Source organism: Modestobacter sp. VKM Ac-2982, from assembly GCF_026967935.1.
Lineage (GTDB): Bacteria > Actinomycetota > Actinomycetes > Mycobacteriales > Geodermatophilaceae > Modestobacter.
Map to the genome: position 1 here is coordinate 438859 of NZ_JAPVBL010000002.1, position 20720 is coordinate 459578.

The following is a 20720-nucleotide window of genomic DNA, read 5'->3' on the forward strand; positions in this document are numbered from 1 at the left end:
CGTCGCTGCCACAGATCCCTTGACCCCGCTCGACGTCGACCCTACTGTGGTGAACGACTGATATACCAGTCGTCGATCTCCATTCCTGACAGGAGGAGCCGGATGGTGGCGCAGGCCGAAGGCGCTCTGCGGGCCGTGGCCGTCCCGGACCCCGTGCTCGACCGTTCACTGGCGGACACCGACCCGGAGGTCCACCGCGCGATCTCGGCCGAACTGACCCGGCAGCAGGAGACGCTGGAGATGATCGCCAGTGAGAACTTCGCGCCGGTGGCCGTCATGCAGGCCCAGGGCTCGGTGCTGACCAACAAGTACGCCGAGGGCTACCCGGGGCGGCGCTACTACGGCGGGTGCGAGCACGTCGACGTGATCGAGCAGCTGGCCATCGACCGGCTGAAGGGGCTGTTCGGCGCGGAGTACGCGAACGTGCAGCCGCACTCGGGTGCGCAGGCCAACGCCGCGGCCATGTCGGCCCTGCTGGACCCGGGCGACACCATCCTGGGCCTGGACCTGGCGCACGGGGGTCATCTCACCCACGGAATGCGGCTCAACTTCTCCGGCAAGCTCTACGACGTCGCCGCCTACCACGTCCGACCCGATGACCACCTCGTGGACATGGCCGAGGTCGAGCGGCTGGCCCACGAGCGGCGGCCCCGGCTCATCGTGGCGGGCTGGTCGGCCTACCCCAGGCAGCTCGACTTCGCCGAGTTCCGGCGGATCGCCGACGAGGTCGGGGCCCAGCTGATGGTCGACATGGCGCACTTCGCGGGGCTGGTCGCCGCCGGGCTGCACCCGTCGCCCGTCCCGCACGCGCACGTGGTCACCTCGACCACCCACAAGACGCTCGGCGGGCCGCGCGGCGGCGTCATCCTCGCCACGGGGGAGCTGGCCAAGAAGCTCAACTCCGCCGTCTTCCCCGGTCAGCAGGGCGGCCCGCTCGAGCACGTGATCGCCGCCAAGGCCGTCGCCTTCAAGCTCGCCGGCGAGCCGGCGTTCCGGGAGCGCCAGGAACGCACGCTGGCCGGCGCCCGGCTGCTGGCCGAGCGGCTGCTCGCTCCGGACTCCCGCGAGGCCGGCATCGACGTGGTCAGCGGCGGCACCGACGTCCACCTCGTGCTGGTGGACCTGCGGCACTCGGAGCTGGACGGCCGGCAGGCCGAGGACCGGCTGCACTCGATCGGCATCACCGTCAACCGCAACGCGGTGCCCTTCGACCCCCGACCGCCGATGGTCAGCTCCGGCGTCCGCATCGGCACCCCTGCCCTGGCGGCGCGCGGCTTCGACCTCGACGACTTCGCCGAGGTCGCCGACGTGATCGCCGCCGCGCTGCGGCCCTCGGTGGGCGAGGAGCAGCTCGAGGGGCTCCGCGCGCGGGTCACCCGGCTGGCCGGCCGGCACCCGCTCTACCCCGACCTGACGGAGGTCCCCCGATGAACCCCGGTCCCTCCCACGCCCCACGCACCCCCGGCGCGGACCTGCCCGAGCACCCCGACTTCCTCTGGCGTGACCCGGAGCCGAAGCGGTCCTACGACGTGGTGATCGTGGGCGGCGGCGGGCACGGCCTGGCCACCGCGCACTACCTGGCGAAGAACCACGGGATCACGAACGTCGCCGTCCTGGAGAAGGGCTGGCTGGGCGGCGGCAACATGGCCCGCAACACCACGATCATCCGCTCCAACTACCTCTGGGACGAGAGCTCGGCCATCTACGAGCAGTCGCTGAAGTTGTGGGAGGGGCTGGAGGAGGACCTCGGCTACCCGATCCTCTTCAGCCAGCGCGGCGTGCTCAACCTGGCCCACACCCTGCAGGACGTCCGGGACAGCGTGCGGCGGGTCGAGGCCAACAAGCTCAACGGTGTCGACGCGGAGTGGCTGGAGCCCGACGAGGTCCGCAAGGTCTGCCCGATCGTCAACACCTCCACCGACATCCGCTATCCCGTCCTGGGGGCCACCTACCAGCCCCGGGCCGGCATCGCCAAGCACGACTACGTCGCCTGGGGCTTCGCCCGCCGCGCCCACGAGGCCGGCATCGACCTCATCCAGGACTGCGAGGTCACCGGCTTCGCCACCGACGGCAACCGGGTCACCGGTGTGCAGACCACGCGCGGCACCATCGCCGCCGGCACGGTCGCCCTCTGCGCGGCCGGCCACACCTCGGTGCTCACCGACATGCTGGGCATCAGGGTGCCGGTGCAGAGCCACCCGCTGCAGGCGCTGGTCTCCGAACTGCTCGAGCCCGTGCACCCCACGGTGGTCATGTCCAACGCCGTGCACGTGTACGTCTCCCAGGCGCACAAAGGCGAGCTGGTCATGGGCGCCGGCGTCGACTCCTACAACGGCTACGGACAGCGCGGCGCCTTCCACGTCATCGAGCGTCAGATGGCCGCCGCGGTCGAGCTCTTCCCGGTGTTCGCCCGCGCCCACCTGCTGCGCACCTGGGCCGGGATCGTCGACACCAGCCCCGACGCCTCGCCGATCGTGGGCCGGACCCCCTACGACAACGTCTACCTGAACTGCGGCTGGGGCACCGGCGGGTTCAAGGCCACCCCCGGCGTCGGCTGGGCCCTGGCGCACACCATCGCCCACGGCGAGCCCCACGCGAACGTGGCGCCGTTCACCCTCGACCGCTTCGTCACCGGCGCGCTGGTCGACGAGCACGGCGCCGCCGCCGTGGCCCACTGACCCAGGGAGTCCCCGTGCAGCTCATCGAATGCCCGTGGTGCGGCCCCCGCGAGGAGGTCGAGTTCCACTACGGCGGCCAGGCCCACGTCCCGTACCCCGACGCCCCCGCCGAGGTCTCCGACGAGGAGTGGGCGCACTACGTCTTCTTCCGCGACAACACCAAGGGCCGCTTCGCCGAGCGCTGGTGCCACAGCGCCGGCTGCCGGCGCTGGTTCAACGCGATCCGCGACACCGCCACCTACCGCTTCGAGAGCGTCCACCGCCTCGACGCCCCCCAGCCGCACGCGACCGAGCTCGCGAGGTCACGCAGGAGCACAGCCCCATGACCAGCCCCTTCCGCACCGCCGAGGGCGGCCGCATCGACCGCGCCACCACCCTCGAGTTCACCTTCGACGGGCAGACCCACACCGGCCATCCCGGTGACACGCTCGCCTCGGCCCTGCTCGCCGCCGGCCGGCACCAGATCGCCACGAGCATCAAGCTGGGCCGACCCCGCGGCATCGCCGCGGCCTGGGCCGAGGACCCGGGTGGCCTGGTGCAGATCGAGGAGCCCTTCCCCGAGCCCATGCTGCTGGCCACCACGGTGGAACTCCACGACGGGCTGGTCGCCCACGGTCTGCCGGGGCAGGGCCGCCTCGCCGAGATCTCCGACTCCGCCCGGTACGACGCCGTCCACCACCACGTCGACGTGCTCGTGGTGGGTGCCGGGCCGGCGGGCCTGGCCGCCGCGCTCACCGCCGCCCGCTCCGGTGCCCGCGTCGCCCTCGTCGACGACCAGTCCGAGGCGGGCGGCTCGCTGCTGGCCGGCACCGACCGCCTCGACGGCGCCCCGGCGCCGGAGTGGGTCGCCGCGGCGGTCGCCGAGCTCGCCGGCCACCCCGAGGTCCTGCACCTGCAGCGCACCACCGCCTTCGGCAGCTACGACGACGGCTTCGTCCTGGCACTGGAGCGGCGCACCGACCACCTCGGGACGGCGGCGCCCAAGCACGTCTCCCGCCAGCGGGTGTGGCGGCTCCGGGCCCGCTCCGTCGTCGTCGCGACCGGAGCCCACGAGCGACCGGTGGTCTTCAGCGACAACGACCGCCCGGGCACCATGCTCGCCGGCGCCGCGCGCACGTTCCTGCACCGCTACGGCGTGCTGCCCGGCCGCGAGGCCGTCGTGTTCACCACGAACGACAGCGCCTACGACGCCGCCCTGGACCTGCACCGCGCGGGCGTGCGCGTCCAGGCCGTGGTCGACGCCCGGCCGGTGGGCTCGCCGCGCCGGGAGGAGTGCGAGCGCGCCGGGATCCGGGTCCTGTCCGGGGCTGTCGTGACGGGGACGCAGGGCGTCGAGCGGGTCACGCACGCCCTCGTCGCCCGGTTCGCGGACGGCGAGGTCGGCGCCGGCAGCGCGATCGCCTGCGACCTGCTGCTGGTCAGCGGTGGCTGGAACCCGGCGGTGCACCTGTTCAGCCAGGCCCGCGGCCGGCTGCGCTACGACGAGGTCCTGGGGGCGTTCCTCCCCGCGGAGGAGCTCGAAGGCCTGTCGGTGACCGGCGCGGCGGCGGGTGTGTTCGACCTGGCCGGGTGCCTGGCGGACGGGCAGCGCGTGGCCCGCGCCGCCCTGACCGCGCTGGCGGTCCGGCCGCCGGGGGAGGACCGGCTGCCCACGGCACCGGAGCCGGTCACGCCAGCGGCGCCCCTGGTGCTGTGGCGGGTGCCGGACACCTCCGGCGCCGGCGGGCACACCTCGTTCGTCGACCTGCAGCGCGACGCCACGGTCGCCGACATCGAACGGGCGGTCGGCGCCGGCCTGCGCTCCATCGAGCACATCAAGCGCTACACGACGATCGGGACCGCGCACGACCAGGGCAAGACCTCCGGCGTCCTCACCTCGGGGATCACCGCCGAGCTGCTCGGGATCCCGGTGCAGGCCACCGGGACCACCACGTTCCGGCCGCCCTACACGCCGGTGGCCTTCGCTGCCCTCGCCGGCCGCGACCGCGGTCGGCTCTTCGACCCCGAGCGGGTCACGTCGCTGCACGACTGGCACGTGGCGGCCGGCGCGGTCTTCGAGGACGTCGGTCAGTGGAAGCGTCCCCGCTTCTACCCGCGCCCCGGCGAGGGCATGGAGGCGGCGGTCCTCCGCGAGTGCGTCGCCGCCCGCACCGGCGTCGGGATCCTCGACGGCTCGACGCTGGGCAAGATCGACGTCCAGGGTCCCGACGCCGCCGTCCTGCTCGACCGGCTGTACACGAACATGATCAGCAGCCTGAAGGTCGGCTCCGTCCGCTACGGCGTCATGTGCGGCGTCGACGGCATGGTGATCGACGACGGCACCGTGCTGCGCCTGGCCGAGGACCGCTTCCTGCTGCTCACCACCACCGGCGGTGCGGCGAAGGTCCTCGACTGGATGGAGGAGTGGGCCCAGACGGAGTGGCCGGACCTGCGGGTGCACTGCACCTCGGTCACCGAGCAGTGGAACACGTTCCCCGTCGTCGGCCCCCGCTCCCGCGACGTCATCGGCGCCGTCTTCCCCCAGGTGGACGTCGCCAACGAGGCGTTCCCGTTCATGACCTGGCGGGACACCACCCTCGACGGGGTGCCGGTCCGGCTGGCCCGGATCAGCTTCTCCGGCGAGCTCGCCTTCGAGGTCTACGTCAACCCCTGGTACGGGGTCGCGGTGTGGGAACGCCTGCTCGGGGCCGGCCGCCCGTGCGGCATCACGCCGTACGGCACCGAGACCATGCACGTCCTCCGGGCGGAGAAGGGGTACCCGATCATCGGGCAGGACACCGACGGCACCGTCACCCCGCACGACCTGGGCATGGCGTGGGCGGTGTCGAAGAAGAAGCCCGACTTCGTCGGCAAGCGCTCCTTCGCCCGCCAGGCCAACCAGGACCCGCTGCGCAAGCAGCTGGTCGGGCTCCTGCCCGTCGACCGGCGGACGGTGCTGCCGGAGGGCTCGCAGATCGTGGAGCTCCACCCCGACGGCCAGCTGCCACCACCGCCGGTGCCCATGCTCGGCCACGTCACCTCCAGTTACCGCAGCGCCGAGCTGGCGCGTCCCTTCGCCCTCGCCCTGGTCAAGGGAGGCCGGTCGCGCATCGGTGACACCGTCCACGTCCCCGTCGACGGCACCCTCGTCCCGGTCGAGGTCACCGGCTCGGTGCTGGTCGACCCCGAAGGAGCCCGTCGCGATGGCTGAGCTGCTGCGCACCCACCCGCTCCAGGCGTGGAGCACCGCCCTGGAGCGGCTGCCCGACACCGTCGGCATCACCGCCGAACCGTTCGTGGCGATGGCCGTCGTCCGGCTCGGCGCCGCGGCGTCGGAGGCGCTGGACGCCGCCCTGCCGACGGTGCCCAACACCTGGGCGCAGCACGGCACGGGGCGAGCGGTCTGGCTCGGTCCGGACGAGTGGCTGCTGAGCAGCACCACGGAGACCCCGGAGCAGCTCGAGGCGCGGATCCGTGCCGCGGTCGTCCCGCTGGGCGGGTCGGTGACCGACGTCTCCGCCCAGCGGATCGGCCTGCGGCTGACCGGCGCGCGGGTGCGTGACGTGCTCGCCAAGGGCTGCTCGATCGACCTGCACCCGCGGGTCTTCGGCCGGGGGAACAGTGCGCAGACGTTGCTGGGTCAGGCCGGCGTCGTGCTGCTGGCCCTCTCCGACGTCGGCGACGACTTCTTGGTCCTCGTCCGCGCGTCCTTCGCCGGCTACCTCGCCGACTGGCTGCTGGACGCGGCCCTCGAGTTCACCCCCACCCACGACAGCTGAACGACCCTCGTCGTCCGTCCCCGGATCCACCGGCACGTCAGGAGCGAAAGCCATGTTCAGCACCCCACGTGTGGTCGTCATCGGAGCGGGGATCGTCGGCGCCAACCTGGCCGACGAGCTGACCGCCCGTGGCTGGGACCGCGTCACCGTGGTCGATCAGGGACCCCTCCCGCTGACCGGGGGCTCCACCTCGCACGCGCCCGGGCTGGTCTTCCAGACCAACGCGTCCAAGACGATGACGGCGCTGGCCAGCTACACCGTGGAGAAGTTCTCGAGCATCGACGTCGACGGCGCCTGGTGCTTCAACCAGGTCGGCGGGCTCGAGGTCGCGACCACGCCGGAGCGGCTGGCTGACCTGTACCGCAAGCAGGGCTGGGCCACGTCCTGGGGGGTCGAGGCACAGGTGGTCGACGTGGACGAGTGCGTGCGGCTGCACCCGCTGGTCGACCGCGACCGGATCCTCGGCGGCCTGCACATCCCCAGCGACGGCCTGGCGAAGGCGTCCCGGGCGGTCGTCGCGCTGGCCCGACGCGCGGAGGCCCGCGGAGCCCGCTTCCAGGGGTCGACCCGCGTGACCGGTGTCGAGCAGACCGGCGGCCGGGTGACCGGCGTCCGGACCCCGGACGGCGTCATCCCCGCCGACATCGTGGTGTCCTGCGCCGGCTTCTGGGGGGTGGAGCTCGGCGCCATGGTCGGGATGGACGTGCCGCTGCTGCCGCTCGCCCACCAGTTCGCCTGGACCGGGCAGGTGCCGGAACTGGTCGGCCGCAACGACGAGCTGAGCGAGGCGAGCCTGCCGATCCTGCGCCACCAGGACCAGGACCTCTACTTCCGCGAGCGCGGGGACTGCCTCGGCATCGGCTCCTACGCCCACCGGCCGATGCCGGTCGACCTGCGCGAGCTGCCGCAGGGGGACGGTGTGCGTGAGTCGTCGATGCCCTCCATGCTGCCGTTCACCGAGGAGGACTTCGCCCCGGTCTGGGAGGAGAGCCAGCTCCTCCTGCCCTCCCTCCGCTCGTCGAAGATCGACACCGGCTTCAACGGGGTCTTCTCCTTCACCCCGGACGGCGGCCCGCTGGTCGGCGAGTCCCGCGACGTCAGGGGCTTCTTCATCGCGGAGGCGGTCTGGGTCACCCACTCGGCGGGGGTGGCCAGGGCGGTGGCCCAGCTGCTCGTCGACGGGCGGTCGGAGGTCGGCCTGCACGGGTGCGACGTCCACCGGTTCGAGGAGGTCCAGCTCGCGCCGGAGTACGTGAGCGAGACCTCGCAGCAGAACTTCGTGGAGGTCTACGACGTGCTGCACCCGCTGCAGCCACGGCTGTCCCCGCGCGACCTGCGGGTCAGCCCCTTCCACGCCCGGCAGCGGGAGCTCGGCGCCGTCTTCCTCGAGGGGGCCGGCTGGGAGCGTCCGCACTGGTACGAGGCCAATGCGGCGCTGCTGGCGGAGCTGCCGCCGGAGTGGACCCCGCCGGCGCGTGACCCCTGGAGCGCGCAGTTCCACTCGCCCATCGCGGCGGCCGAGGCGTGGCGCACGCGCACGGCCGTGGCGATGTACGACATGACGCCGCTCAAGCGGCTCGAGGTCAGCGGTCCCGGCGCCCTCGGCCTCCTGCAGCGGCTCACGACGGGGGAGATGGACAAGTCGGTCGGGGCGGTCACCTACACCCTCGTCCTGGACGAGGCCGGCGGTGTCCGGAGCGACCTCACCGTCGCCCGGCTGGGCGAGCAGCTGTTCCAGATCGGGGCCAACGGCCCCCTCGACCACGACCACCTGCACCGCCAGGCGCCGGACGACGGCACGGTCCAGATCCGGGACATCACCGGCGGCACGTGCTGCATCGGCCTGTGGGGCCCGCGGGCCCGGGACCTGGTCCAGCGGGTCAGCGCCGACGACTTCACCAACGACGGGCTGAAGTACTTCCGCGCCAAGCCGGCCCGGATCGGGGGAGTGCCGGTCACGGCGATGCGGCTGTCCTACGTCGGCGAGCTCGGCTGGGAGATCTACACCAGCGCCGACAACGGTCAGCGGTTGTGGGACGTGCTGTGGCGGGCCGGCCAGGACCTCGGCGTCGTCGCCGCCGGCCGGGCCGCGTTCAACAGCCTCCGGCTGGAGAAGGGCTACCGCGCCTGGGGCCACGACATGACCACCGAGCACGACCCGTACGAGGCCGGTCTCGGCTTCGCCGTCCGCACGCAGAAGAAGACCGACTTCGTGGGGCGCCAGGCCGTCGAGGGGCTCAGCGCGGACACGGTGAGCCGCCGGCTGTCCTGCCTGACCATCGACGACGGACGCAGCGTCGTCCTCGGCCACGAGCCGGTGTTCGTCGACGGGCGTCCGGCCGGCTACGTGACGAGCGCGGCCTTCGGGCACACCGTCGGCCGGCCGATCGCCTACGCCTGGCTCCCGGCCTCGGCGACCGTCGGCACCGCCGTCGAGATCGAGTACTTCGGCAGTCGCATCCGGGCGACGATCGCCGCCGAACCGCTGGTGGACCCGGAGATGTCCCGGATCCGCGGCTGAGACCGCACCCCCTCCTCGGCATGCCGCCGGACGGCGTGCCGGGGGACAGACAGATCGGACGACGTCATGGCCCTGGCGCACGCTGTGCCCGGTCTGGCGGCGGGCGGTGCCGGCTCGCCGCAGTCCCTCGGCGGGGCTCTCGCGGCGGGGCGGCCGTTGGTCTGCGGCATCCTCAACGTCACTCCCGACTCCTTCTCCGACGTGGGGCGGTGTCCCACCGTCGCCGCAGCCGTGGAGCACGGGTGCACGCTCGCCGACGAGGGGGCGGACCTCATCGACGTCGGCGGGGAGTCCACCCGGCCCGGTTCCCGACCGCCGACCCTCGCCGAGGAACTGGACCGCGTCGTCCCGGTGGTCGAGGCACTGGTGCGGCGGGTCGCGGTGCCGCTGTCCGTGGACACCTCGCGGCCCGAGGTGATGCGGGCGGCCGTCGCCGCCGGCGCGAGCATGATCAACGACGTCCGGGCACTCCGGTCACCGGGTGCGCTGGAGGCCGCCGCGGAGTCGGGGGTGCCGGTGTGCCTGATGCACATGCAGGGCTCGCCGGACACCATGCAGCGCGCGCCCGGCTACGAGGCGGTCGTGCCCGAGGTGCGCGCCTTCCTCGCCGAACGACTGCGTGTCTGCCTCGAGGCCGGCATCCGGCCGGAGCACCTGGTGGTCGATCCGGGCTTCGGGTTCGGCAAGGACCTGTCGGACAACCTCGCACTCCTGGCGTCCCTCGACAGTCTCAGCAGCCTCGGTGTGCCGATCATGGCCGGGCTGTCCCGCAAGTCCATGCTCGGCCAGCTCACCGGTCGGGCCGTGGGGGAGCGGCTGCCCGCCTCCCTGGCCGCGGCCGTCCTCGCCGCCCAGCGGGGTGCTGCGGTGCTGCGCGTGCACGACGTGGCGGCCACGCGGGACGTCCTCGCCGTCCTGGCGGCCGTCGAGACGGTCTGACGGAGCGCGGCGGCGGTCAGATCACCGCACGGATGGCCCGCTCGAAGCCCAGCACGTGCTCACGGGCGAGGTCGCTGGCCCGGTCGGGCTCACCGGCCGCGATCGCCCGGAGCAGGTCCACGTGTTCCCCGACGTGCTCGTCCACCCTCGGCAGGCGGTCCAGGAACAGGCAGAAGATGCGCGTCGCCAGGTTGTCGTAGCGGATCAGCACGTCCTCGAGGTGCGGGTTGCCGGCGGCCCGGTAGATGGTCCGGTGCACGGCCAGGTCCCAGCGCATCAGCTCCGTCCGGTCGAGCTGGCCCACGTCGAGGTGCTCGATGCGCAGGGCCAGCTCCTCGAGCTCGGCCGGCCCGGTGCGGGAGGCACGGTCCGCGGCGCGGCGGGCCGCCAGTGGCTCCAGCTGGGCGCGGATGTCGGAGATGTCGGCCAGATCGGAGATGTCCATGCCGGTCGCGAACGTGCCGCGTCGTGGGTACGACACGACCAGACGGTCGACCTCCAGTCGCTTCAGCGCCTCGCGGACCGGGGTCCGGCCCACGCCGAGGTCCTGTGCGAGTGCGTCGTCGTCGATGGGATCGCCCGGGCTGATGGCCAGCATGATCAGCCGGTCCCGGATCGCCACGTAGGCCTTGTCCGCCAGGGACGTGACGGCAGACGGGTCCAGGTCCAGCGGTACGGCGGTCACGCCCTGATCGTAGGGGCTGACGATCGCCGAGGCTTGCCTCCATGTAGTGAAAGACATACGCTCATCCTACAACTGGTATATCAACCAGTGATCGCGATCGCTCCGGCCGCCGGTGCTGCGAGGAGCCTGCATGACCATCAGCGCCTTCGACCTGTTCAAGGTGGGGATCGGCCCGTCGAGCTCGCACACCGTCGGCCCCATGCGTGCGGCCTGCTCCTTCGCGTCCCGGCTCCGTGACGAGGCACTGCTGACGCGTGTCGCCGGCGTGCGTTGCGAGCTCTTCGGGTCCCTCGGTGCCACCGGACACGGACACGGCAGCGTCAAGGCGGTCGTCCTGGGCCTCGAGGGCGAACGACCCGACCTCGTCGACCCGGTGGCCGCCCAACCCCGGGTCGACGCCGTTCGTACCGAGGGGGAGCTCCGGCTGGCGGGAGAGCACCTCATCGCCTTCTCCATCGACGACGACGTCGTGCTCCACCGGCGCAAGCGCCTGGACTTCCACAGCAACGGCATGCTCTTCCGGGCGCTGGACGCGCAGGGCGAGGAGATCAGCCGTCGGGAGTACTACTCGGTGGGCGGCGGGTTCGTCCTCGACGAGGACGACGCGGGCAACCCGGCCATCGTCGAGGACCCGACACCGGTGCGGTACCCGTTCCACACCGGTGACGAGCTGCTGGCCCGGACGCGGGAGACGGGTCTGCGGATCAGCGACGTGATGCTGGCCAACGAGCTGGCCTGGCGCACCGAGGCGGAGGTCCGCGCCGGACTGCTGCACATCTGGTCGGTGATGCAGGAGTGCGTGGACCGCGGCACCCAGGTCTCCGGCGTCCTGCCCGGGGGGCTCAAGGTGCGCCGGCGCGCCGCCGCACTCCGCACCCAGCTGGAAGAGCACCCGGACGAGTCCGACCCGCTCCGGGCGATGGAGTGGGTGACGCTCTACGCCCTCTCGGTGAACGAGGAGAACGCGGCCGGCGGACAGGTGGTCACCGCTCCCACGAACGGCGCCGCCGGCATCGTGCCCGCCGTCCTGCACTACTACCGCGACTTCGTCGACTCCTGCTCCGAGGACGGGGTGGTGCGCTTCCTGCTCACCGCCGCGGCGATCGGGCTGCTGTTCAAGGAGAACGCGTCCATCTCGGGTGCGGAGGTGGGCTGCCAGGGGGAGGTCGGCTCCGCCTGCTCCATGGCCGCCGCAGGCCTCGCCGAGGTCATCGGGGGGACCCCGGAACAGGTGGAGAACGCCGCCGAGATCGGCATCGAGCACAACCTCGGCCTCACCTGCGACCCCGTCGGCGGGCTCGTGCAGATCCCGTGCATCGAGCGCAACGCCGTCGGCTCGATCAAGGCCATCACCGCGGCCCGCATGGCCGTCCGGGGCGACGGCCGGCACCACGTCTCCCTGGACAAGGCGATCAAGACCATGCGCGAGACCGGCGCGGACATGAAGGACAAGTACAAGGAGACCGCCCGTGGCGGGCTGGCGCTCAACATCGTCGAGTGCTGAGGAGGCACCCGTGTCCCACCCCTTCACCCTCACGCTCAGTTGCGCCGAGCGCCCGGGCATCGTGCACGCCGTCAGCTCGTTCCTGTTCGAGCAGGGCTGCGACATCGTCGAGCACCAGCAGTTCGACGACCCGCTCCGCGGGCAGTTGTTCCTGCGCACGGCGTTCGTCTGCGCGGAGGACAACGACGTCGACCGCTTGTCCCGGGCATTCCGCGCGGTGGCCGACCAGTTCGGGATGTCGTACCGGGTCGCCGGCGATCAGCCGGAGCGGATCCTCGTGATGGTCTCCAAGCTCGGGCACTGCCTGAACGACCTCATCTTCCGGTGGCGGGCGGGCAACCTCGGCGGAGAGCTGGTCGCGGTGGTCTCCAACCACGAGGACCTGCGGCCGATGGCGGAAGCCGCCGGCCTGTCCTTCGAGCACGTGCCCGTGACCCCGACCACGAAGCGCGACGCCGAGGCCAGGCTGCTCGAACTGGTCGACGCCTACCGCGTCGACCTCGTGGTGCTCGCCCGGTATATGCAGGTCCTCTCCGACGAGACGTGCGCGGCGCTGTACGGACGGGCGATCAACATCCACCACTCGTTCCTGCCGGGATTCAAGGGCGCCAAGCCCTACCACCAGGCGTTCGACCGCGGCGTCAAGCTGGTGGGGGCGACCGCCCACTACGTGACACCCGAGCTGGACGAGGGCCCGATCATCGAGCAGGAGGTCATCCGGATCGACCACACCCACGACCCCCGCGCCCTGGCCACGGTGGGCCAGGACGCCGAGGCGCTCGCACTCTCCCGGGCCGTGCGCTGGCACAGCGAGCGGCGGGTGCTGCTCAACGGTCACAGCACGGTCGTCTTCCGCTGATCCCGGGTCGGCCGGGGGTGGGGCGGTGCTCGCTCACGCACGCGACCCCACGGCGTCGTCGGACGACGGCGTGCGATGGCCGTTCCGTCGGGACCCGCTCAGCACGTGCCAGAGGAGCTGCGGGCGCATCAGTCGTTGCGGGCGGTCGAGCATCCCGATGACCCTGATGACCGCCGTCGCCACCACCGGGTCGTGATGGGCGACGGGCAGCAGGCGTTGCAGGTAGGCGGTGGTGAGTCGCCACGACGGTGGCCGCGGCCCCTCGACCTCGGGGTGGGCGAGGTCGCCGCCCGCCGCGAGGTCCCAGGCATCCTGCACGGCCCACTGCGCTGACGACAGCACCCTCGGACCGATGCGGTCCAGGCCGTGAGCCTCCAGGACGCGGCGCAACTCCAGGGCCTCGATGATCGCCACGGTCATGCCCTGACCGAAGCGCGGATCGAAGGAGCAGACCGCGTCGCCGGCGACGAGGTACCTCCCGGGCATGCGCCGCAGCCGGTCGTAGCGGTGGCGGGAGAAGGAGGGGAAGGCAGCCCGGACCGCGTCCCCGATCGGCGTCCCGCCCGAGACGACCTCGTGGACGTCGCCGTTCCAGAGCCCGGCGGCGTAGTCGGTGAAGCCGGTCAGGTCCGCGGGTGGACGCTCGCCGAGCATCCCGATGAGCGTGACGAGCCAGCGCCCCTCCTCGATCGCCAGGGCCACGCCACCACGGCGTCCGTCGGGCGGGACGTCCACCAGTACGTTGCGGCTGCCGCCCAGATCGCCGGGACTCCTGCGGAACAGGCGCGTGGTGTAGTGGACGTCGACCTTCAGGCGCTCCTCGGCCGGCGGCGCGTACCCCAGGTCCGCCAGCCAGCGCGGTGACCGGGAGCCCCGGCCCGTGGTGTCGGCGACCAGGTCGGCCTCCAGGGTGCGCTCGTCGGCCGGATCAGCCTCCGATCGCAGCCGCACGCCGGTGACGCGGCTCCGGTCGTCGGTCGTCAGCAGCTCGCGGGCAGTCCAGCCGTCGAGCACCTCGACACCACCGAGCGCCAGCACCCGGGCGCGGACGACGTCCTCGATCAGGGGGCGCGTCGCCCCGGTGATGCGGAAGTCCGAGCCCCGCAGAGCCAGCCGGCCCCCGCCCATGTGGAATCGCCACTCCGGCGACCCGATGAGCTCGGCCCCGTGGCCGGACAGGTCGTCGACCACCCCAGGGAGCAGTGCCTCCAGGCGGGCCAGCCCTCCGGGCACGAGCAGGTGGATGTGCTGCCCCTGCGGCACGCCGCGCCGGGCCTTGGCCCGGTCGGGCAGGGGATCCCGCTCGACCAGCGTTACTCGGTCGAAGTGCTCGGCCAGCGGTACGGCGTGCGCGAGCCCGGCCATGCCGGCGCCGAGCACGACTGCGTGGTCTCCCAGGCGGTGGTTCACGGCCCCTCCTCGCGTCGGCGGTGCTGTGTCCACCCACGCTAGGAACCGCCCGGCCTGCGCCGCGTCGGCCGATCGGTGCAACTGTGCGTCGGTTGCGGCTACACCGTCCTGTCCATGCGGCCCTGCACCAGGTGGTGCTCGTAGGCGTAGGCCGTGGCCGCTGCCCGGTTCGGGAGGTCCAGCTTGGTGAAGGCGTTGTGCAGGTGGCGGGCGACCGTCTTGTCGCTGATGACCAGCTGCTCGGCGATCTCACGGTTGGTTCGCCCTGCGGCCACCAGCCGGATGACGTCGAGCTCCCGGGGCGTCAGCTGAGTCGCAGGACCGCCGGCCGGCGGGGCGGGCAGACGCTCGAGATCGGGAGCGGCACCGACCGCCTCGAAGACCCGTCTCGCCGCCGCGTCCTCCATCGATGCGGTCCCCTCGTCGCCGAGCGCGCGCAGGGCCCGGGCGAGCAGGACGCGCGTCCGGGCCAGCTCGTAGGGGGCCTGCAGGTGCGTCCAGTCCGCGCGGGCATCGGTCAACGCCCGGAGTGCCGATGCGTACCGCCCCTCGTCCAGCTCCACCATTCCGCGGGCACGGGCGGAGATGGCCCGGAGAGCGCCGGTGCGGGGGACGTCGGCGTCCCCGTCCAGGTCCCCGCAGGCGGTGCGGGCCGCCGCGACGTCCCCGGCCGCGAGCATGACCTCCACCTGCGCGGCCAGCAGCAGCGAACGCGGCCGGGGTGCGCGGAGCTCGCTCACGACGCCCGGGTGAGCGGGAGAGGTCCCTTCGACGGCGCAGCGCATCGCGCCCGCTGCCGCCTCCGTGCGGCCCTGGGCCAACCACAGCAGGGCGAGGCCGGGGTGCGGGTCGTGGCCGAGGGCGAGGGCCTCCTCGTAGGACGCCTCGGCGAGCGCGTGCTCTCCTCTCATGCGGTGGAGTTCGGCGCGCTGGTAGTGGGCCATCCCGGCCGCCGGATCCGACGCGTCGGCCAGCCACCGGCAGGCGAGGTCGGCCTCGATGACTGCCTGATCCCAGTCGCCCCGCCACTGGGCCAGTTCGGACCGGTGGACCAGGCACTGGCCCCGGAAGGGAACGAGATCGGGATGCGCGTCGCACCAGTCGTCCAGCGCCGCCGTCCACTCCTGGGCCCGCCGCAGGTCGAAGACCTGCTGGCACGCGATGATGGCGGCGCAGTGGACGATGCCGACCGCGATCGGCGACGCGCGCCCGGCCCCGACGGTCACGATGGCCTCGTCGAGGTGGGCCAGCCCGGATGCCGTCTCGCCGGTGCGGATCAGCGACTGCCCCTGCCCGAGGCGACCGAGGGTGGACAGGTCCGCGTCGCCGAAGCGCTCGCCGATGGCAGCCGCCTCCGAGAATGCGCGGAGCGCGCCGTGCGGATCGCCGCCGTCCAGGTCCCGGAGGGCCACCGGGAGGAGGAGGTACCCCCGCTCGGCGCAGTCCTCGGGCCCCCGTTCACGGAGGACCCTGTGCGCTCGGGCGAACCAGCCGCTCCCGCGTGCCTCGTCGCCTCGGGCGGCGCTCAGCACGAGGCCCAGCCAGAACGCGCACCGGACGGCCGGCAGCACCTCTCCCCGGTCGAGGAAGGCCCCGTACGCCCGCTCCCAGCCGGCGTCGGCCACTTCGTCCCGGCCGGTGAGAGACGCGCTCAGCGCCAGCCGCTGCAGGTCCTCCGGTTCAGCGAGCCCGCCTTGGTCGTCCACGGCGACGAGCAGCGTGCGGGCGACGTCCCAGGCCTGGACGTCCATGGCCGCGCGGGCCTGCTCGAGCGCTTCCACCACGCTCCCCATGGTGCGGCGGCGTGGCCGTCAGCGGTACCGGATCGTGCGGCCCGAAGACGCCAGGACCCACGATCAGCGACCGTGGGCTCTCTGCTGGTGTCCGAGGGGGGAGTTGGACACTCAGAAGTGGGAGCCGTCCCACCTGCTGTCTCCGCGGGGCCGGGGGCGGGGGAGCGCGGGCCGCGCCGCGGAGCCGTGATGTGTTCTTGCGCGGGATTCGCAGGAGATCGTGCACGTGCCCACTGCTTGCAGCAGGCTCGCCATCCGCTTGCCGCGCCCGGCCCGCCCGAACGGGCCGACTGACGTCGCCCGGCGTTCAGGCGCCCGGCTCGACGAGCCCCGCCTCGTAGGCGAACACCACCACCTGGGCGCGGTCGCGCAGGCCGAGCTTGGTGAGCACGCTCGACACGTGCGACTTCACCGTCGCCGCGCCGATGTACAGCTCGCGCGCGATCTCGGCGTTGCTCCGCCCCCTCGCGACGGCGGTGACGACGTCGCGCTCGCGGGTGGTCAGGCTCTCCAGCCGTCCGGCGAGGGCGGTGTCGGGCGCGCGCTGCGCCGCGAACCGCTCGATCAGCCGCCGGGTGATCGACGGCGCCAGCAGCGCGCCGCCGTCGGCCACCGTGCGGACGGCGACGACGAGCTGCTCGGGCGGGAGGTCCTTGAGGACGAAGCCGCTCGCTCCTGCGCGCAGCGCCCGGTAGACGTACTCATCCGGCTCGAACGTCGTGAGGACGAGCACCCGCACCGCGTCGCCGAGCTCGGCGACGATGCGCGCCGTGGCCTCCAGGCCGTCCATCTCCGGCATGCGGATGTCCATCAGCACGACGTCGGGCCGGTGCCGGCGGGCGACGTCGATCGCCTGGACGCCGGTGCCGGCCTCCGCGACGACCTCGATGTCCGGCTGGTGGTTCAACACCATCGCGAACGCGCCACGCACGAGCGCCTGGTCGTCGACGACGGCCACCCGGATCGTCATGCCGCCCCGCCGTCGAGCGGCAGTCGGGCCCGGGCGGCGAACCCGCCGTCCGGACGCGGGCCGACGTCGAGGGAGCCGCCGAGCAGCTGCGCGCGCTCGCGCATGCCGAGGATGCCGTGCCCAGCGCCGGGCAGCGTCGTGGCTCCGCTGCCGTCGTCGCGCACCTCGACGACGAGCTCCCGTCCCTCGGTCGTGAGCCGGACGCCGGTGCGCGCGCCGGGACCCGCGTGCTTCACCACGTTCGTCAGGCACTCCTGCACGATGCGGTACGCCGACAGCTCCACCCGCGCGGGCAGCCCGCAGGTCACGCCGTCGATGTCCAGGTCGACGTCCATGCCCGCCTCGCGCATCCGCGCCACCAGCGCGGGGAGGTCGGCCAGACCCGGTTGCGGCTCGGTGTCCCCCGATCCGGTCGAGGGACGCAGCACGCCGAGCAGGTGACGCAGCTCGTCCAGCGCCTGCCGGCCGGCCTCCTCGACCGCGCCCATCGCACGCGCCGCCGCCTCGGGGTCGGCTGACGCGACGGTCTTCGCCGCCCCGGCCTGGACGGTCATCAGGCTCACCCGGTGCGCGACGACGTCGTGCAGCTCGCGCGCGATCCGGGACCGCTCCTCGGCCACGATGCGACGCTCCCGCTCCCTCAGCTCGCGCTCCTGCAGCACGGCGCGCTCAGAGCGCAGCCGCACCCGACGTCCGACGTACCAGACCGCGAAGAAGATGACGACGCCGAACCCGACCCCGCTCCACGGGACGTCGCCGGTGACCCCGTCGAGCACGAGCACGACGAGCGCGACGTCCACCCCGACGTGTCCCCACCGCTCGACCGACCCGTAGCGCCCGAGGGCGTACAGGGCGAAGAGGGCATGGCCGCCGAGGTCGGCGTGGCCGCTGCCGAGGGTCAGCGCCCACGCGGCGAGGACGACGGCGAGGACGACGACAGGTGCGTGGCGGCGCCAGTACAGCGCGCCGCTGCCGACGGCGAACAGCAGCACGACCCAGGGCGGGACGTCGCCGAGGTCGCGCAGCACCCACGAGTCGTCCGGCCCGGTCGTGAAGAACAGCGTGAGCACGAACAGCACCGCGGCCAGGACGGCGTCGGCCGCCCGCGGCCAGCGCGTGAACGGGCCGGGTCGCATGCGCTGAACGTAGGCGCGCCCGGCGCTGCTGTCGCCGGTCGGGAGACGGGCACCGGTCTCCTCCTCCAGGGGGAGACGGCGCCGCTCCGAGCCCGTCCCGCGCCGGGCGACGGCAGCGCGGCTCGCGCGGACAGTCCGAGGTGACCGCCTCCTCCCGACTCCCTGGAGCGACCATGAACGGCTGGATCCGACGGATCGGCACCGCGAGCGCCCGCCGCCCGAAGCGGACGATCTGCGCCTGGGCCCTGCTCGCTGCGCTCGTCGTCGCGCTCTCGAGCACGCTCGGCGGCGCCTACCTCGACGACTTGACCGTGCGTGGCAGCGACAGCGCCGCCGCCACCGAGCTGCTCGAGCAGGGCTTCCCCGAGGCGGCCGTCGGCTCCGCCGTCGCGGTGTTCGCCGCACCCGAGGGCGAGCTCCTCACCGCCTACCGGGACGACGTCGAGGCGACGCTCGTCCAGCTGCGCGCGGTGGAGCGCGTCACCGCGGTGACCGAGCCCTTCGCGAGCGACGCAGTCTCGCCCGACGGGCGGATCGGCTTCGCCGACATCGTCCTGGACGCGCCGTCCGGAGAGCTCGGGCCGGAGCCGGCCGAGGCGCTCGCCGCGGCCCTCGCCCCAGCGCGCGACGCCGGGCTCACCGCTGAGGTCGGCGGTGAGGTGGTGTTCCTCAACACCGAGCCGGAGCCGTCGGGCGCCGAGGCGGTCGGCGTCCTCGTCGCGCTGGTCGTCCTCGTCGTCGCGTTCGGCACGGTGGTGGCCGCGCTCGTGCCGATCGCGTTGGCGCTGGTCGCGGTGGCCGCCGGGCTCAGCGGCATCACCTTGCTCGCCGGAGCGATGGACGTCTCCACATCGGGGCCCGTGATCGCCGCGATGGTCGGGCTCGGCGTCGGCATCGACTACGCGCTGTTCCTGGTGTCCCGCTACCGCGAGAACCGGATCGCCGGCCAGGACAACGCGACGGCCCTGTCCGCCGCGATGGGCACCTCCGGCACCGCGGTGTTCTTCGCCGGCGTCACCGTGGTCCTCGCCATGGCAGCCCTCGTGCTGACCGGCATGGGCGTGCTCGCGTCGATCGGCCTCGCGACATCGCTCGTCGTGCTGTTCGCCGTGGCGACGGCGCTCACTCTGCTCCCCGCGCTGCTGTCGCTGCTCGGCGACCGCATCGACGCCGGTCGGGTGGTCGGACGGCGGCGTCCCGCGCGTTCCGTCGAGGCGACCGTCTGGTGGCGGCTGTCCCACCGCATCTCCGCGCGGCCCTGGCCGTACCTGGTCGTGGCGGCGACGCTGCTCCTGACGCTGGCCGCGCCCGCGCTGTCGATGAAGACCGGGTTCCCCGACGCCGGCGACGCGCCGGTGGGCACCACGCACCGGCAGGCGCACGACCTGCTCGCCGAGGGCTTCGGGCCCGGCATGAACGCGCCGCTGCTCGTCGTCGCCGACCTCTCGGGCTCCGGCCCGGGCGTGGACGACGTCCCGCTGCTCGCCGAGCGCATTGCGGCCGACCCCGGCATCGGCTCGGTCGCCGAGGCTCGGCTCTCCACGGACGGCGACACCGCCGTGCTGACGGCGCTGCCGACCACCGCGCCGGCCGACCCGGCCACAGCGCAGACGCTGGAGCGGATCCGGTCCGGCGCGCCCGACGGCGTGCACGTGACCGGCCCGGCCGCCCTCGCGATCGACCTGGACACCTCGCTCAGCTCGACCCTGCCGCTGCTCCTGGGGTCGGTCCTGGTCGCGTCCTTCCTGCTGCTGGTCGTGGTGTTCCGGTCGGTCACGGTCGCCCTCAAGGCCGTGGTCATGAACCTGCTGTCGATCGGCGCGGCCTACGGCGTCGTGGTCGCGGTCTTCCAGTGGGGCTGGCTCGGCGGCCTGATCGGGCTCGAGGGCACCTACCTCATCGCCTCACCGCTGCCGGCCATCTTCTTCGCCGTGCTGTTCGGCCTGTCGATGGACTACGAGGTCTTCCTCGTCTCGCGCATCCGCGAGGCCTACGACGCCACCGGGGACAACGTCGAGGCGGTCGCGCGCGGGCTGGCGTCCAGCGCCCGCGTCATCACCTGCGGGGCGCTGATCATGACGGCGGTGTTCCTGTCGTTCGTCGCGACCCCGGAACCCTTCGTCAAGATGATCGGCCTGGGGCTGGCCGTCGCCATCGCGCTCGACGCGACGCTGGTGCGCATGGTGCTCGTGCCGGCGACGATGGCGCTGCTGGGCAAGGCCAACTGGTGGTTGCCGGGGTGGCTCGACCGGCTGCTCCCCGTGGTGCGGGTGGAGGGCGAGGTCGAGGCGACTCCCGCGCGCGTGGTCCAGCGCGGTGTCGACGATCATGTGCACCTGGCCACCGACCAGTCCCGGCCGACCTCGACGCACGCGTGACCGATTCGAGGTGCGACCCAGCGGAGTGAGGACGGCCGGCGGGCCGTGAGTTCGCGCAGGCCCGCGTGACCGACCCACCGACGACCCAG

The 20720-nt window shown here is 73.2% G+C and carries 15 protein-coding genes; 10 read left to right on the top strand and 5 right to left on the bottom strand.

Annotation, left to right across the window (positions count from 1 at the left end; all coding sequences use genetic code 11):
• Window positions 1–102: 102 nt before the first annotated feature.
• The 7 genes from glyA (at window position 103) to folP (ending at window position 9896) form a co-directional block, all read left to right on the top strand.
• Window positions 103–1431 (top strand): serine hydroxymethyltransferase, encoded by a 1329-nt coding sequence (glyA, locus tag O2W20_RS09055; protein WP_269172958.1) that lies wholly within the window; start codon window positions 103–105, stop codon window positions 1429–1431.
• Window positions 1428–2678, top strand: coding sequence for a sarcosine oxidase subunit beta family protein (locus O2W20_RS09060; RefSeq protein ID WP_269172957.1), 1251 nt, complete (start codon window positions 1428–1430; stop codon window positions 2676–2678). Before glyA ends, O2W20_RS09060 begins: the two co-directional genes overlap by 4 nt.
• Before the next feature lie 14 nt (window positions 2679–2692).
• Window positions 2693–3004, top strand: coding sequence for a sarcosine oxidase subunit delta (locus O2W20_RS09065; RefSeq protein ID WP_269172956.1), 312 nt, complete (start codon window positions 2693–2695; stop codon window positions 3002–3004).
• Window positions 3001–5868 carry a 2Fe-2S iron-sulfur cluster-binding protein gene (locus tag O2W20_RS09070; protein ID WP_269172955.1) on the top strand — a complete coding sequence of 956 codons (2868 nt, stop codon included), beginning with the start codon at window positions 3001–3003 and terminating at the stop codon, window positions 5866–5868. The genes O2W20_RS09065 and O2W20_RS09070 overlap by 4 nt, the downstream gene beginning before the upstream one ends.
• Complete coding sequence (locus O2W20_RS09075) at window positions 5861–6436, top strand: sarcosine oxidase subunit gamma (protein WP_269172954.1); 576 nt, start codon at window positions 5861–5863, stop codon at window positions 6434–6436. Before O2W20_RS09070 ends, O2W20_RS09075 begins: the two co-directional genes overlap by 8 nt.
• Window positions 6437–6488: 52 nt before the next feature.
• Window positions 6489–8957, top strand: coding sequence for a GcvT family protein (locus O2W20_RS09080; protein WP_269172953.1), 2469 nt, complete (start codon window positions 6489–6491; stop codon window positions 8955–8957).
• Window positions 8958–9023: 66 nt separating this feature from the next.
• Complete coding sequence (folP, locus tag O2W20_RS09085; protein WP_269172952.1) at window positions 9024–9896, top strand: dihydropteroate synthase; 873 nt, start codon at window positions 9024–9026, stop codon at window positions 9894–9896.
• Window positions 9897–9912: 16 nt separating this feature from the next.
• On the opposite strand, the gene O2W20_RS09090 is transcribed toward folP, so the two are convergent.
• Window positions 9913–10581 (bottom strand): GntR family transcriptional regulator, encoded by a 669-nt coding sequence (locus O2W20_RS09090; RefSeq protein ID WP_269172951.1) that lies wholly within the window; start codon window positions 10579–10581, stop codon window positions 9913–9915.
• Between the two features lie 130 nt (window positions 10582–10711).
• Between O2W20_RS09090 and O2W20_RS09095 the strand changes: the two genes are divergently transcribed.
• Window positions 10712–12085, top strand: a complete 1374-nt coding sequence (locus tag O2W20_RS09095) for an L-serine ammonia-lyase (RefSeq protein ID WP_269172950.1) — start codon at window positions 10712–10714, stop codon at window positions 12083–12085.
• Window positions 12086–12095: 10 nt separating this feature from the next.
• A complete protein-coding gene (gene purU, locus O2W20_RS09100; RefSeq protein ID WP_269172949.1) occupies window positions 12096–12944 on the top strand; it encodes a formyltetrahydrofolate deformylase in 849 nt (282 codons plus the stop codon).
• A gap of 33 nt (window positions 12945–12977) precedes the next feature.
• On the opposite strand, the gene O2W20_RS09105 is transcribed toward purU, so the two are convergent.
• The 4 genes from O2W20_RS09105 to O2W20_RS09120 all read right to left on the bottom strand — a co-directional run bounded on the left by O2W20_RS09105 (window position 12978) and on the right by O2W20_RS09120 (window position 18253).
• The gene (locus O2W20_RS09105) at window positions 12978–14354 is read right to left on the bottom strand and encodes an FAD-dependent oxidoreductase (protein ID WP_269172948.1); all 1377 of its coding nucleotides are present in this window, start codon (window positions 14352–14354) and stop codon (window positions 12978–12980) included.
• Window positions 14355–14452: 98 nt separating this feature from the next.
• Complete coding sequence (locus tag O2W20_RS09110; RefSeq protein ID WP_269172947.1) at window positions 14453–16138, bottom strand: LuxR C-terminal-related transcriptional regulator; 1686 nt, start codon at window positions 16136–16138, stop codon at window positions 14453–14455.
• 316 nt (window positions 16139–16454) lie between these two features.
• The gene (locus tag O2W20_RS09115; RefSeq protein ID WP_269172946.1) at window positions 16455–17117 is read right to left on the bottom strand and encodes a response regulator; all 663 of its coding nucleotides are present in this window, start codon (window positions 17115–17117) and stop codon (window positions 16455–16457) included.
• Entirely contained in the window at window positions 17114–18253 is a 1140-nt protein-coding gene (locus tag O2W20_RS09120) for a sensor histidine kinase (protein ID WP_269172945.1), read from the bottom strand. The genes O2W20_RS09115 and O2W20_RS09120 overlap by 4 nt, the downstream gene beginning before the upstream one ends.
• Before the next feature lie 173 nt (window positions 18254–18426).
• Between O2W20_RS09120 and O2W20_RS09125 the strand changes: the two genes are divergently transcribed.
• Window positions 18427–20631 carry an MMPL family transporter gene (locus O2W20_RS09125; RefSeq protein ID WP_269172944.1) on the top strand — a complete coding sequence of 735 codons (2205 nt, stop codon included), beginning with the start codon at window positions 18427–18429 and terminating at the stop codon, window positions 20629–20631.
• The last annotated feature ends 89 nt before the right edge of the window (window positions 20632–20720 follow it).

What these genes read in the sequence shown, in the direction of transcription:
- glyA (WP_269172958.1), top strand. Translation starts at nt 103, where the DNA reads ATGGTGGCGCAGGCCGAAGGCGCTCTGCGGGCCGTGGCCGTCCCGGAC.
- O2W20_RS09060 (WP_269172957.1), top strand. Translation starts at nt 1,428, where the DNA reads ATGAACCCCGGTCCCTCCCACGCCCCACGCACCCCCGGCGCGGACCTG.
- O2W20_RS09070 (WP_269172955.1), top strand. Translation starts at nt 3,001, where the DNA reads ATGACCAGCCCCTTCCGCACCGCCGAGGGCGGCCGCATCGACCGCGCC.
- O2W20_RS09075 (WP_269172954.1), top strand. Translation starts at nt 5,861, where the DNA reads ATGGCTGAGCTGCTGCGCACCCACCCGCTCCAGGCGTGGAGCACCGCC.
- O2W20_RS09080 (WP_269172953.1), top strand. Translation starts at nt 6,489, where the DNA reads ATGTTCAGCACCCCACGTGTGGTCGTCATCGGAGCGGGGATCGTCGGC.
- folP (WP_269172952.1), top strand. Translation starts at nt 9,024, where the DNA reads ATGGCCCTGGCGCACGCTGTGCCCGGTCTGGCGGCGGGCGGTGCCGGC.
- O2W20_RS09095 (WP_269172950.1), top strand. Translation starts at nt 10,712, where the DNA reads ATGACCATCAGCGCCTTCGACCTGTTCAAGGTGGGGATCGGCCCGTCG.
- O2W20_RS09115 (WP_269172946.1), bottom strand. Translation starts at nt 17,117, where the DNA reads ATGACGATCCGGGTGGCCGTCGTCGACGACCAGGCGCTCGTGCGTGGC.
- O2W20_RS09120 (WP_269172945.1), bottom strand. Translation starts at nt 18,253, where the DNA reads ATGCGACCCGGCCCGTTCACGCGCTGGCCGCGGGCGGCCGACGCCGTC.
- O2W20_RS09125 (WP_269172944.1), top strand. Translation starts at nt 18,427, where the DNA reads ATGAACGGCTGGATCCGACGGATCGGCACCGCGAGCGCCCGCCGCCCG.